The 13,180-nt window shown below is 75.0% G+C and carries 12 protein-coding genes and 1 pseudogene; 5 read left to right on the top strand and 8 right to left on the bottom strand.

Annotated features, from left to right (window positions below; translation table 11 throughout):
* Nucleotides 1–29: 29 nt before the first annotated feature.
* The 6 genes and pseudogenes from LWC35_RS01570 to LWC35_RS01550 form a co-directional block, all read right to left on the bottom strand.
* Nucleotides 30–1,253 carry a S8 family peptidase gene (locus LWC35_RS01570; RefSeq protein WP_232868026.1) on the bottom strand — a complete coding sequence of 408 codons (1,224 nt, stop codon included), beginning with the start codon at nt 1,251–1,253 and terminating at the stop codon, nt 30–32.
* 142 nt (nt 1,254–1,395) lie between these two features.
* Complete coding sequence (locus LWC35_RS41210) at nt 1,396–1,974, bottom strand: TOBE domain-containing protein (protein WP_443690199.1); 579 nt, start codon at nt 1,972–1,974, stop codon at nt 1,396–1,398.
* 39 nt (nt 1,975–2,013) lie between these two features.
* Nucleotides 2,014–2,499, bottom strand: a pseudogene (locus LWC35_RS41205) (ATP-binding cassette domain-containing protein); the annotation flags it as partial.
* Nucleotides 2,500–2,523: 24 nt separating this feature from the next.
* Entirely contained in the window at nt 2,524–3,366 is an 843-nt protein-coding gene (locus tag LWC35_RS01560) for an ABC transporter permease (RefSeq protein WP_232868024.1), read from the bottom strand.
* A 31-nt stretch (nt 3,367–3,397) separates the two neighbouring features.
* A complete protein-coding gene (gene modA / locus LWC35_RS01555) occupies nt 3,398–4,183 on the bottom strand; it encodes a molybdate ABC transporter substrate-binding protein (protein ID WP_232868023.1) in 786 nt (261 codons plus the stop codon).
* On the bottom strand, nt 4,180–4,584 hold the full coding sequence (locus tag LWC35_RS01550; protein WP_232868022.1) for a TOBE domain-containing protein: 405 nt from the start codon (nt 4,582–4,584) through the stop codon (nt 4,180–4,182). The genes modA and LWC35_RS01550 overlap by 4 nt, the downstream gene beginning before the upstream one ends.
* Before the next feature lie 105 nt (nt 4,585–4,689).
* Between LWC35_RS01550 and LWC35_RS01545 the strand changes: the two genes are divergently transcribed.
* The 5 genes from LWC35_RS01545 to LWC35_RS01525 all read left to right on the top strand — a co-directional run bounded on the left by LWC35_RS01545 (nt 4,690) and on the right by LWC35_RS01525 (nt 9,114).
* A complete protein-coding gene (locus LWC35_RS01545; RefSeq protein WP_232868021.1) occupies nt 4,690–5,892 on the top strand; it encodes an acyl-CoA dehydrogenase family protein in 1,203 nt (400 codons plus the stop codon).
* Nucleotides 5,893–6,153: 261 nt separating this feature from the next.
* Nucleotides 6,154–6,474, top strand: coding sequence for a hypothetical protein (locus LWC35_RS01540; RefSeq protein WP_232868020.1), 321 nt, complete (start codon nt 6,154–6,156; stop codon nt 6,472–6,474).
* A 177-nt stretch (nt 6,475–6,651) separates the two neighbouring features.
* Nucleotides 6,652–7,713 carry a GTP 3',8-cyclase MoaA gene (gene moaA / locus LWC35_RS01535; RefSeq protein WP_372462977.1) on the top strand — a complete coding sequence of 354 codons (1,062 nt, stop codon included), beginning with the start codon at nt 6,652–6,654 and terminating at the stop codon, nt 7,711–7,713.
* Nucleotides 7,714–7,727: 14 nt separating this feature from the next.
* A complete protein-coding gene (locus LWC35_RS01530; protein ID WP_372462976.1) occupies nt 7,728–8,000 on the top strand; it encodes a MoaD/ThiS family protein in 273 nt (90 codons plus the stop codon).
* A 244-nt stretch (nt 8,001–8,244) separates the two neighbouring features.
* The gene (locus LWC35_RS01525) at nt 8,245–9,114 is read left to right on the top strand and encodes a formate/nitrite transporter family protein (protein WP_232868018.1); all 870 of its coding nucleotides are present in this window, start codon (nt 8,245–8,247) and stop codon (nt 9,112–9,114) included.
* Here LWC35_RS01525 and LWC35_RS40045 read toward each other — a convergent pair.
* Both LWC35_RS40045 and LWC35_RS01515 read right to left on the bottom strand, forming a co-directional pair.
* Nucleotides 9,092–11,707 (bottom strand): FUSC family protein, encoded by a 2,616-nt coding sequence (locus LWC35_RS40045; RefSeq protein ID WP_232868017.1) that lies wholly within the window; start codon nt 11,705–11,707, stop codon nt 9,092–9,094. The genes LWC35_RS01525 and LWC35_RS40045 overlap by 23 nt on opposite strands.
* Nucleotides 11,708–11,874: 167 nt before the next feature.
* On the bottom strand, nt 11,875–12,915 hold the full coding sequence (locus tag LWC35_RS01515) for a P1 family peptidase (protein ID WP_232868016.1): 1,041 nt from the start codon (nt 12,913–12,915) through the stop codon (nt 11,875–11,877).
* Between the last annotated feature and the right edge of the window lie 265 nt (nt 12,916–13,180).

Genomic DNA, 13,180 nt, shown 5'->3' with positions numbered 1-13,180 from the left:
ATTTTCGTCGTTATGGTTCCATACTGCGATCAGAGGCCGGCGGTGTTCAGGAGCAGGTTCGGCGTGCCGCCCTCGTCGCCGCCGGCGATCTTGCCGGGGGTGGCGTGGTCGACGATCCACTGCTTGACCGTGGCGCTCGGGGCGTCGCCGTAGGTCTGCTTGTACAGCGCGGCGACCCCCGCCGCGAAGGGTGCGGCCATCGAGGTCCCGGTGTACGACGCCGTCCGGCCGCCGGGCGTCGTCGCGACGATGCTGGTCCCGGGGGCGTACAGGCTCACGCACGGCCCCGTGCTCGAGGAGCTGTTGCGCCGGTCGTCGATCGTCGAGTTCGCGACCACGAGCACCCCGGCGGCCGCCCGCGGGGCCACGCCGCAGTCGTTCGCGCCGCTGTTGCCGGCCGAGGAGGCGACGAACACGCCGTCGTTCACCAATTTCGTCACGGCCGAGAGCAGTGCGTCAGAGGGCCCGTAGCTCCAGGACATGACGGCCACGGCCGGGCCGCCCTTGTGGTTCTGCAGCACCCAGTCGATGCCCGCGAGCAGCGAGGAGAGGGTGCCGGAGCCGTTGCAGTCGAGCACCTTCACCGCGCGGACCCGGGCGTCCTTGGCCACGCCGTGGTCGCGCGAGGCGGCGATCCCGCCCACGACGGTGCCGTGGCCATCGCAGTCGGTGTCGTTGTCGTCGATCGTGTTCGTGCCCCAGCTCGCCCGCCCGCCGAACCCGGGGTGGGTGACGTCGACGCCGGTGTCCACCACGTACACCGTGACCCCCTGCCCGGTGGCGCGGGTGGTGTAGCGGCCGTCGAGCGGGAGGTCGCGCTGGTCGATGCGGTCGAGGCCCCAGTTCGGCGGGTTCTCCTGGGTGGCCTCGGTGAGCCCGGGCACCTGCGCCGGGCGCGGCTCCAGCGGGTCGATCCGCCGGTCCTCCTCGACGCCGAGGATCCCGGGCAGCGCCTCGAGGCGGGTCAGCTGGTCCGCGGTGAGCCGGGCGGCGAAGCCGGTCAACGCCCGGGTGAAGACGGTGGTCGGCGAGACCCCGACCTCGGAGGCGGCGTCGGTGGCCCGCTGCGCGTCCCGGGCGAGGACGACGTAGGCGCCCGGCACGGCGGTGGCGGCCGGCGCACCCGACGCCGGGTCGGCGGCCAGCGCGGCCCCGGCGGCGTCGGCCGGGCTCGCCAGCGCGACGGAGCCGGTCACCGGGAGGAGCCCGACGGCGATCGCGACGCAGACGAGCCGCAGCAGCTGACGTGTCACGGAAAGCGACGGTAGGCCCCCATCGCCCTGCGACATAGGTACACGATAGTGGCTCGGGTGACTCCTGTGACCCGAGAGGTGACCCTGGGTTGCGAGGCTCGCCGACGTGTGAGTGCCCGACTCGGGCGGATCGTGCCGTCCGCTACCCCGCCGGGTGGATCTCCACCTCGGTGGCCTTGACCGCGAACCAGAGGGGGCTGCCGGGCTCGGCGGCCAGGTCGGCGACCGCGGCCGGGGTGACGTCCGCGGCGAGCCCGTCGAGCCACTCCGGCCCGCCCTCCCGCGGCGCCGCCCGCAGCCGGACGACGTCGCCGCGCGGCTCGATCGAGGCCAGCCGGACCGGCAGCACGTTGCGGGGGCTGCCGTGCGGCTCGTCGGCGAACACCGCCACCGCCGAGGGCGGGAACACCGCGACCGCCGGGTCCCCGGCGCCGATCGGCTCGCCCGACACGCCGTCCCGCCCCGCGATCACCGTGCCGTCGCTCGCCCGCAGCGCCCCCGCCTCGTGCACCCCCGGCACGAGGTCCAGGCCCGCGATCCGGGCGGTGAAGGCGCTGCGGGGCCGCCCGAGCACCTCGCGCGTCGGCCCCTGCTCCACGACCCGTCCCCGGCCCAGCACGACCACCCGGTCGGCGAGTACCAACGCGTCGAGCGCGGAGTGCGTGACCAGCACCGCCGTCTGCTTGCCGTCCCGGATGACCCGGCGCAGCAGCGAGCGCATGGCGGGTGCGGCGTCGACGTCGAGGGCGGCGAGCGGCTCGTCGAGCAGCAGCAGGTCCGGTTCGGGCGCGATCGCCCGGGCCAGCGCGACCCGCTGCTGCTGACCGCCCGACAGCTGGGCGGGCTTGCGGCCGGGCAGCCCCGAGACGTCGGGCAGCACGTCGGCGAGCAGGGCACGCGCCCGCGCCTCGGCCTCCCGCCTCGGCACGCCCTGGGCCCGCGGCCCGAACGCGACGTTCGCCTCGGCGGTCAGGTGCGGGAAGAGCAGCGCCTGCTGGGCGAGGAGCCCGACGCCACGGCGGTGCGCCGGCACGAACACGCCCGCCCCGACGTCCGTCACGGTGTGGTCGCCGACCCGGACGTGGCCGGCGTCGGGGCGCAGCAGCCCGGACAGGATCCCGAGCAGCGTCGACTTGCCTGCGCCGTTGGGCCCGAGGACGGCGACGACCTCGCCGGGCGCGGCCGCCATCGCGACCTGCAGCGAGAAGGACTCCCGGTCGAGCCGGACGTCGACGTCGAGGCTCACGGCGCCGCCCTCACGTCGCCACCCTCACGTCAGTCCCTCCGACCCGCGCGGCCGCCCGACGACGATCACGATGATCGCCACGACGACCAGGAGCAGCGACAGCGCGACCGCCCCCTCCGCATCCGTCTCCCGCTCCAGGTACACGAGCAGCGGCAGGGTCCGGGTGGTGCCCTGCAGGCTGCCGGCGAAGGCGATCGTGGCGCCGAACTCGCCCATGCAGCGGGCGAAGGCCAACACCGCGCCCGAGGCGAGGCCGGGCAGGACCAGCGGGATCGTGACCCGCCGGAAGGTCAGCGCGGGTGACGCGCCGAGCGTGGCCGCGACCGCCTCGTAGCGCCGGCCCGCCGTGCGCAGGGCGCCCTCCAGCGAGACGACCAGGAAGGGCAGCGCGACGAACGTCTGTGCGAGCACGACCGCCGCGGTGGTGAAGGGGACGGTGATGCCGAAGGCCAGGTCCAGCCCCCGGCCGACCAGGCCGGTGCGGCCGAGCAGGAACAGCAGCGCCAGCCCGCCGACGACCGGGGGCAGCACCAGCGGGAGCAGCACGACCGAGCGCAGCGTCCGCAGCCCCGGCAGCCGGCCGCGGGCGAGCACCACCGCCAGTGGTCCGCCCAGCAGGATGCACAGCAGTGTGGAGATCGCGGCCGTCTCCAGGGAGAGGCGGAGGGCGTCGAGCGCGGCGTCGCCGAGCAGCAGCTCGGGCATCCGCGCCCAGTCGGCCTTCCACAGCAGGCCCACGACCGGCAGGGCGATGAGCAGGAACGCGAGGCCGGCGGGGATCCACACGAACCACGGAAGCCCGACCGACTGCTCGTGTCGGTCGGGCTTCCGCGGGGCCCGCGCCCGGGTGGTGGCGGCAGCCGTCATGCAGTGCTCGTGACGGGGCTCGGGAGGGGACTCACGCCGCTCCGAAGCCCTGGGCCTCGAGCGTCTTCTGCCCGGTCTCGCCGGTCACCAGCTCGACCCACTTCTGCGCGAGGTCGGCCTGCGGGGCGTTCTTCACCACGGCGATCGGGTAGTCGGTCTTCGCGGCGGACGACTCCGGGAAGCTCACGCCCTGGACCTGGCCCTTGGCGGCGTTGACGTCCGTGACGTAGACGAGGCCGGCGTCGGCGTTGCCGGTGGAGACCTTGCTCAGCACGGACTTGACGTCGTTCTCCTCGCTGACCGGCTTCAGCTCGACGCCGGTGCTCTGCTCCACCTTGGTGGTGGCCGCCCCGCACGGTACCTGCGGCGCGCAGACGACGGTCTTGACGTCCGGCTTGGCGAGGTCGGCGAAGGCGGCGATGGCCTTCGGGTTGCCCGGGGCGGTCGCGATCTGCAGGACGTTGGTGGCGAAGGTCGTCGGCGCGGCGGCGGTGAGGTTCGCGTCGGTGACCGTCTTCATCGTCGAGTCGCTCGCCGCGGCGAACACGTCGGCGGGCGCGCCGTTGACGATCTGCTGGGCCAGGTCGGACGAGCCGCCGTAGCTCAGCCTGACGTCGACGCCCGGGTTGTCGGTCTCGAACTGCTTCTCGAGGGCGTTGAACGACTCGGTCAGCGACGCCGCCGCGAAGACCGTCAGCGTGCGTGCCTCGGGCGCCGCCGAGGGCCCGCCGGTGCTCGGGGCCTGCGACGGCGAGCTGCACGCCGCGGCGAGCACGACGGCCAGGCCGGCGACGCCGGCGGCCACGAGACGCTTCATGAGCTTCCTCCGGGGATCTCCACCACGACGTTCGTGGACTTGACGACGGCCACCGCGAGCGACCCGGGCGCCAGTCCGAGGTCCCGGACCGCCTCGCTGCTCATGAGCGAGACGATCCGGTGCGGCCCGCACTGCATCTCGACCTGCGCCATCACCTGGTCTGTCAGGACCGCGGTGACCAGCCCGACCATGCGGTTGCGGGCCGAGCGCCGCACGCCCGAGGGGTCGGGCGGCGCGCTGGCGTGGTCGCGCGCGAACTCGGCGAGCACGGCGCCGTCGATGACCTTGCGGTTCGACGCGTCCGGGTGCGCCGGCAACGTGCCGGCGTCGACCCAGCGACGGACGGTGTCGTCGCTGACCCCGAGCAGGCGCGCGGCCTCGGCGATCCGGAATTGCGGCACGGTGTGGATCCTATGTCCGCGTCTGCGCGAATCGCTACCGGGCCAGGGACGCAGGTCACGTCGGCCGGATTGTTTAATGCATCTGCATTGTGGTGTCATGCCCGCGTGGACTTCGAACCCAGCGCCGCCGCTGCCGACTACACCAAGCGCATGCGCGCGTTCCTCGACGAGGAGGTCCTCCCCGCCGAGGCCGCGTACGACGCCTTCCGCGCCGAACGCCGCGGGACACCGCAGGAGTGGGACCTGCCCCCGGTCGTCGAGGAACTGAAGGCCAAGGCCCGCGAGCGCGGGCTGTGGAACCTGTTCCTGCCCGCGATCTCCGGGCTGTCGAACCTGGAGTACGCCGCGGTGGCCGAGGTGTCCGGCTGGTCGCCGGTGATCGCGCCCGAGGTGATCAACTGCCAGGCCCCGGACACCGGGAACATGGAGACGCTGCACCTGTTCGGCACGCCCGAGCAGAAACAGCAGTGGTTGGACCCGCTGCTGGAGGGCGAGATCCGCTCGGCGTTCGCGATGACCGAGCCGCAGGTCGCCTCGTCCGACGCCACGAACGTCGAGACCCGGATCGAGCGGCAGGGTGACGAGTACGTCATCAACGGCCGCAAGTGGTGGATCTCCGGTGCGGCCGACGAGCGTTGCAAGATCTTCATCGTCATGGGCAAGACCGACCCCGAGGCCGCCAAGCACCGCCAGCAGTCGATGGTCCTGGTCCCCCGGGACACCCCGGGCCTGGAGATCACCCGCCACCTGCCGACCTTCGGCTACCAGGACCAGCACGGACACTCCGAGCTGCGGCTGACCGACGTCCGCGTGCCCGTGTCGAACCTGCTCGGCGAGGAGGGCGGCGGGTTCGCCATCTCCCAGGCCCGCCTCGGGCCGGGCCGCATCCACCACTGCATGCGGCTGATCGGCATGGCCGAGCGCTCGGTCGACCTCATGGTCCGCCGGGCCAAGGACCGCGTCGCGTTCGGGCGGCCGCTGGCCGACCAGGGCGTGGTGCGCGAGCAGATCGCGCTGTCGCGGATGGAGATCGAGCAGGCCCGGCTGCTGGTGCTCAAGACCGCCTGGCTGATCGACAAGTTCGGCGCCAAGGGTGCGGCGAGCGAGATCGCGGCGATCAAGGTCGTGGTTCCGCGGATGGCGTGCACCGTGATCGACCGGGCCATGCAGGTCCACGGCGGCGGCGCGATGAGCGACGACTTCCCGCTGGCCTACTTCTACACCTGGGCCCGCGCGCTGCGCTTCGCCGACGGCCCCGACGAGGTGCACATCCGCTCCGTCGCCCGCCAGGAGCTCGCGCAGCACTGACGGGCCAGCCGCCTCCGGCCGGGCGTTTGCTCCCCCGATCGGCCCTTGTCCGGTTCGCCGGAAGGGGCCACGGTGGAGCGCGCCCGGCCTGTCGGCGGAGCGGAGGCGATGCCCGTGCGGAGAGCGCATGCCCGCGGGAGCCGAACGGCGTCCGGGCCCGGTTCCGCCACCTCCCTCCCGCTCCCGTAGCCGCCCGCCGCCGCGGCGGGCCCGGGTCCGGCTCCTGACCGTGCACGCACCGCACCACCACGGGAGTCACCCATGCTCACCATGACCGACATCCAGACCCGGCTCGGCGAGTGCCGGGAGAAGTCCGGCGCCGCGCTGCGGGCCGCCGAGGCGGACACGGGCGCGTCCGTCGTCCTGCTCGCCGTCGTGCGGGAGTTCGACTCGAAGGCCGCGAAGGCGGGCCGGCTGGCCGCCGAGGGCGACGCGGCGGCGCACGACGCCGTCGTCGAGCTCGAGCAGGCGGCCGACAGCGCGAAGGCCGCGGCCGAGGCCGACCCCGGTCTCGACGCGAAGGCCCGCGAGGCGGTGCTCGACGCGCACCTCGCGATCTGCATCCTCAAGACCGAGATCTGACCGCGGCACGCAATGCCCGGCCGGCGGGGTGGTCCTCGCCTTCCGGGCAGGCCGAGGGCGCCGTCGCGGCCCGCTCCTGCGGCCCGCGGCGGCGTCGGGGTCCGCATCTGCGGAGCCCTCTGACCTGGCGTTTTCCACCCTGGTTGAAGATCGCGGCGGACGGCTACCCTCGTCTGCGTGACGGCTACCGAACTGGGTCTACCCGCCCTCCGCGGGACGGCGACACGGGACCCGGGCCGCCCCGACGACAGCCGCCTGATCGACGGGTTCGGCCGGGTCGCCACCGACCTGCGCATCTCGCTGACGGACCGGTGCAACCTGCGTTGCACCTACTGCATGCCCGCCGAGGGCCTCGACTGGATGCCCCGCGAGGAACAGCTGACCGACGCCGAGCTGGTCCGGCTGGTCACCATCGCCGTGCGCGACCTCGGCATCCACGAGCTCCGCTTCACCGGCGGCGAGCCGCTGCTGCGCAAGGGCCTCGAGGAGGTCATCGCCGCCTCGGCCGCCCTCGAGCCGCGGCCCGACATCTCGCTGACCACCAACGGCATCGGGCTGGCCCGCCGCGCCGAGGCGCTGGCCGCCGCCGGCGTCAACCGGCTCAACGTCTCGATGGACACGCTGCGCCCCGAGCGCTTCGCCACCATCACCCGCCGCGACCGCCTGTCCGACGTGCTCGCCGGGCTCGCCGCCGCCCGCGCGGCCGGCCTGGAGCCCGTCAAGATCAACAGCGTCCTGCTGCGCGGCATGAACGACGACGAGGCCACGGACCTCCTGGCCTTCGCCGTCGAGAACGGCTACGAGCTGCGATTCATCGAGCAGATGCCGCTCGACGCCCAGCACGGCTGGCAGCGCACGGAGATGATCACCGCGGGCGAGATCATGGAGAAGCTGTCCGCCCGCTTCCGCCTCACGCCCGACGGCGAGGAGCGCGGCGGTGCCCCCGCCGAGCGCTACCTGGTCGACGGCGGCCCGGCGCGGGTCGGCGTGATCGCGTCGGTGACCCGGCCGTTCTGCGGCGCCTGCGACCGCACCCGGCTGACCGCCGACGGGCAGGTCCGCTCCTGCCTGTTCGCCCGCACCGAGACCGACCTGCGAGCCCTGGTGCGGGGCGGCGCGAGCGACGCGGAGATCGCCGACACCTGGCGGCACGCGATGTGGGGCAAGCTCGCCGGGCACGGCATCGACGATCCCGGGTTCCTGCAGCCCGACCGCCCGATGAGCGCCATCGGCGGGTGAGGAGGATGAGTCCGGTGACCACCACCACCGCCCTGCGGACCGTGACGGTCCGGTACTTCGCGGCCGCGAAGGCGGCCGCCGGCCGGGACACCGAGGCCGTCGAGGTGCCGGCCGGGGCGACGGTCGCGGCGCTCGCCGAGCACCTGGCCGAGCGGCACGGGCCCGAGTTCGCGCGGGTGCTCGCGCGCTGCTCCTACCTCGTCGACGAGGTCGCCGTGCGCGACCCGCAGCGGGTGCTGCCCGAGGCCGCCGTCGTCGACGTGCTGCCGCCCTTCGCCGGGGGCTGAGCTCCGCAGGCCCCAGGCCGGGCGTCACCCGGTCGTGGCGGATCGTGGTGCGCGTCATAGCCGCCGTCCGCACGGTTCCGGTTTCCCTGTCCGGAATGCGTGGTGACCGCTTCCGCCCGACTCCTCCCGCGCCGACTCTCCGCGCCCGACTTCTCAGCGGCCCGTCGCGGCCCGTGCGTGGTCGTTGACAGCGGGTTCACGGACGCCTCACGGACCCGAACCGGCCGGCTGGTGCCCTGCACCCATGCCGATTCCCGTCACCCAGGCCGTCGCGGAGCAGGCGACGACGGCCCGCAGCAAGGCCGAGTCCACCCGCAACCCCGCCCGCTACCTCGTCAGCGGCGCGCTCGCCGGTGCCTACGTCGGCGTCGCCGTCGTCCTGATGGTCATGGCCACGGGCCCGCTCAACGCCGCCCAGAGCCCCTTCACCAAGCTGGCGCAGGGGCTGGTGTTCGGCATCGCCCTGACGCTGGTCGTCTTCGCCGGGGCCGAGCTGTGCACCGGCAACATGATGACGATGGTCCTGGGGCTCTTCGACCGCGTGCGCGGCACGGGCCCCGGCGCGGCCGGCGCCGTGATCCTCTTCTCGTTCGTCGCCAACCTCGTCGGGTCGATCGTCTTCGCCTGGCTCGTGCACACCTCGGGGGTGCTCGACGTCGCGGCCTCCCCCGGCGCGCCCGCGCCCGGGGCCACGATGCTCGCCGCGCTGGTCAAGGCCAAGGCCGGCGAGAACGTCACGACGATGTTCTTCCGCGGCGTGCTCTGCAACTTCCTCGTCTGCCTCGGCGTCTGGATGGCCGGGCGCACCCGGTCCGACGGCGCGAAGCTCGTGGTGCTGTTCTGGGCGCTGCTCGCCTTCATCACCAGCGGGTTCGACCACGTCGTCGCCAACATGACGATCTTCTCGCTGGGCGAGATGGCCGGCGCCCCCGGCGCGACGCTCGGCACCTTCGCCGAGAACATGCTCGTCGTCGGGCTGGGGAACCTGGTCGGCGGCGGCCTGCTGGTCGGGGCGGCCTACGGGCTGGTGGGGCGGACCCCGGCGGCCTCCGGCGCCGAGCCGGCCCACCCGGCCAACGCCGAGCCGGCGCTCACCGCGGCGACCCGGGGCTGAGCTCGGCGGCCCCGGCCGGGCTCGCCGTCCGGCGGCACGCCGGCGCCGGCAGGCGCACCGGCGTGCGTCGGGCGGGCGCCGCCGTCGGGGCCGCACCCTCCGGGATCTGCAGGTCGCGGACCGAGGCGCGCTCGCGCAGCCGCACCCACTCGGCCACCGGGGCGGCGTCCGTCCCCAGCGGCGTGCAGATGAGCAGGTGCATCCCGGGTTCCGCGGCCTGCAGCCGATAGCTGCCGTCCGGGGCGGTCCGCGTGCGGTCCTGCTGCGCGCCCCGCACGTCGGTCAGCGTGAGCACCGCCTGCACGGGCTCGGCGCCGCCACGGACCCGGCCGTACAGGGCGGGGACCGGGCCGCCGGAGGTCCGCCGGGCGGGCGCGGCGGCGTCGCCGAGCGAGACCAGCGCGTCGTGCAGGTGGCCCAGCTCGTGCACCACGCCCCGGACCCCGGGGTCGGCCACGTCGACGGCGGAGAGCAGCTCGACGGTGGCCGCGGAGCGGTCGGGGTCGACCACCGGCCCGTCCGCCCGGAGCGCGTCGACCAGGTCGACCGTCCGCTCGACGACGTGGGTCAACACGCGCCGGACCTCCCCGTCCACCGGCCCGCCGCCCGTCCCCGCCAGCCGCGCCAGGCGCCGGGCGTGGTGCGCGAGCGAGGTGTAGAGCATGAGGCGCCGGCCGCGTTCGCCGTTGCGCAGGAAGGGCGCGGGCCGCAGCAGGGTGGCGTCGAGGAGCAGGAGCTGGTGCAGCCGGGCGTCCAGGGCGCGGGAGGCCCCGGCCAGGTCGTCGGCGGCCGTGCCGACGGCCGCGGGGTCGCGCAGGACCCGCACGAGGTCCTCGAGCAGGGTGCGGAGCTGGCCGAGCAGCGCCCGCCGGGCCGCCGTCGCGACCACCGCCGTGGGCAGCGGCAGCACGAAGGCGGCCACCGCCACGCCGATGGCGCCCCCGACCGCGGTCTCCGCGAGCCGGAGCAGCATCAGCTCCGGCGTGAACGTGCCGAGCATGGCGTAGAGCTCGCCGAGCAGCAGCGTGATGAAGAAGGTCATCAGCGCGTAGGAGACCCGCATCAGGTAGAACGCGCCGAAGATCGACACCAGGACGATCGGCAGCGCCACCGCCGGGCTGTGCCCGGTCACCGCGACCAGCGGGATCGCGGCGAGCAGGCCGAGCATCGTGCCGAGCACGCGGTTGACGGCCTTGAAGATGGTCTGCCCCGCCGTCGCGGTCCCGGTGAACGCGATGAACGCGGCGAGGACCGCCCAGTAGTAGCGCTGGCCGGAGATCGCGTCCCCGGCCGCGATCGCCAGGCCGGTCGCGAGGGCCACCTGCACGGCCTGCCGGGTGGTCAGGGAGAGCCGGCTCCACCAGGCACCCGTGCGCTCCTGCAGCATCTCGGCGATCGTGCCCGCGGATCCCGGCATGGTGCCCGCGAAGAGCTGCACGGCGGGCACGAACCCGGACTCGGCGTCGTCGGCGTAGTCGGCGTGGCTCGCCTCGCGGGCCGGACGTGCTGCGTGGCGGTGCCGGTGTCCCTCGACCAGCCCCTGGGCCGCGGCGGCGAACCGGCGGACGACCTGGGCCACTGTGGGCGGCGCGGGTCCGTCGGATCCGGAGGGGCGGGGCACCGCGACCGGGAGCGGACGGTCGGCGCCGGCGGCCACGGCGTCGAGCGCACGCACCCGGCCCTCCAGCTCGGCCCACGACCCGGTGCGCAGCCCGTCCAGCACCGCCACCACCCCCGTGCGCACCTCGGAGGGCAGCCACGGTCCGCAGGCCGCGAGCAGCCGCACGGAGTCGGCGAGGGCGCGGGCGGCGAGCTCGTCGTCGATCAGGGCGTGCCGGACGGCCCGCGCGGTCCCGTCGTCGACGACCGCGCCCGGCGTGCCCAGCTGCCCGTCGATGATCAGTGCGGCCTCGTTGACCTGCACCAGCTTGCTCTCCAGGCGCGCGACCAGGTCGCCGGAGCGGCCGGCGTCGGGATCGGCGAGCAGGGCCGCCGCGGCGTCGGCCACCCCGCGCACCCGCCCGTCGAACCCGCGGACCATACGGGCGAGCACCACGCCGTTGCGCACCGGCCACACGACCAGCGACAGCAGCAACGACCAGGCGGTGGCGACCGCGACGGCCAGCGCGATCACCGGGAGCTGCTGCGGCTTCAGCAGCAGGAACAGGGCGAAGAAGTAGCCCATGAAGGCGACCATGCCGCCGTTGAACCACCGCGGGCCGAAGCGGCGGACCGCCACGGCGGCGAACATGACCACGACGAACACGACCAGCGACAGCACCCGCCAGTGGTCCACCGCGAGCGCGACCCCCATCCCCGCGAAGAGGAACAACGGCAGGCAGAGCAGCGTGACCGCACGGCCGCCGGGCGTGGGGTCGGCGACGCCGAACGACGCCATCATGGTGAGGACGGCCCCGATCATCATCGGGACCATGGCGGGGATGCCGAGGGCCGAGGCGACGAGGTACTCGATGCCGAGGGCCGCGCCGACGCCGAAGGCCGCGCGGGCCGCGGAGGTGAGCCGGTTCAGTCCGGGGTCGGAGGCCGCCAGCCGGTCCCACCGGTCCGCGCGCCGTCCGCCTCGCGCCACCACCCGCGCTCCTTCCCGCCCGCGGGCACACGTCCGCCCCCGGAGCCGATTGGTTGTTATTGCTAATCGTAACCGCTCGGCGGCGTTCCCTCCCCGTTCTCGACCGTGATCTTTCCGCCGGCCCGCTGCGCCGGCGACGGAACCGCTGGTCGACGGCCGTCGGTGTCCGGTCAGCCACGTTCCCGGTTCGCGGGCTCCGCGGCCCCCGTGACGCTGCGGTACGAGGGCCACGAGCCCCCCGTCGTGGTGACCGGGGTGGCGGCGAGCACCGCGTGCACCACGGCGCGGGTGACCACGTCGGCCGCCGCCGCGTGCAGCGCGAAGAGGCCCTCCGGCCCCGGCGCCGGGCGGTCCCCCGTGGCCAGGGCGAAGATCGCGTCGCCGTCCATCGCGGTGTGCACGGGGTCGAGGGAGCGGGCGTAGCCGTCGTGCGCGACCGTCGCGAGCCGCCCGCACCCCGCCTTGTCCAGCGTCGCGTCGGTGGCGACCACCGCGAGCGACGTCGCCGTCCCGGCGGCGAGGGTGCGCCGCCCGCGGAACACCGCCGCCAGCTCCTCGACGACCTCCGGCGCGACGTCGGCCTCGGGGAACTCGCCGGGCAGCCCGTGCCGGGCCCCCAGCAGCGTGCCGGTGCGGCCGTGCACGGGCGAGCCCGCGGCGTTGACCGCGACGAGCGCGGCGACCGTGGTGCCGTCGTCGAGGACCGCACTGGCGGTGCCGATCCCGCCCTTCAGACCCCCCGCCGTCGCGCCGGTGCCCGCGCCGACCACCCCCTGCAGGACGGGGCCCGACGCGGCCGCGTCGTAGGCGGCGGCGCCGGTCTCCGCGGTCGGGCGCGCGGCGAACCGACCGCCGCGACCGAGGTCGAACAGGACCGCGGCCGGCACGATCGGCACGACGCCGCCGGGCACGGGGAAGCCCTCCCCCGCCGCCTCGAGCCGGTCCATCACCCCCTGGGCCGCGGCGAGGCCGTACGCGCTCCCGCCCGACAGGACGACCGCGTGCACCCGCTGCACGGAGTTGCCGGGGGCGAGCAGGTCCGTCTCGCGCGTGCCGGGCGCCGCGCCGCGGACGTCCGCCCCGGCGGTCGCACCGCCGGGCGGACAGAGCACGACGGTGGTGCCGCTCAGCGCGTCCTCCCCGGTCAGCGCCGCATGTCCCACCCGGAGCCCGGGGATGTCGGTGATCGCGTTGTGCGGCCCGGCGTGCATGACCCCGATCCTCGCACCCAGTCGTCGGGCTCAGCCGTCGTGCTCGGTCGTGCTCGGTCGTCGTGCCCCACGCGGACGGCGCCGAGCGGGCGGCCACCCTCGCAGCGCAGGAGCACCTTCACCTCGGTGTCGTCGGCGACCGACTCGAAGGCCGCCGCCGACGCCGAGGACGCTCCGGGCGACCCGCCGCCCCCGGCCGGGCACCCCGCCGTCGGGGGCCGCGGGCCGCAGCAGGACCGCGCGCTGACCGGGCGTGCCACCCCGG

The organism is Pseudonocardia kujensis (assembly GCF_021283305.1).
Taxonomy (GTDB): Bacteria; Actinomycetota; Actinomycetes; order Mycobacteriales; family Pseudonocardiaceae; genus Pseudonocardia; species Pseudonocardia kujensis.
Note: the sequence above shows the minus strand (reverse complement) of the source record. Positions and strands in the feature narration are given on the sequence as shown.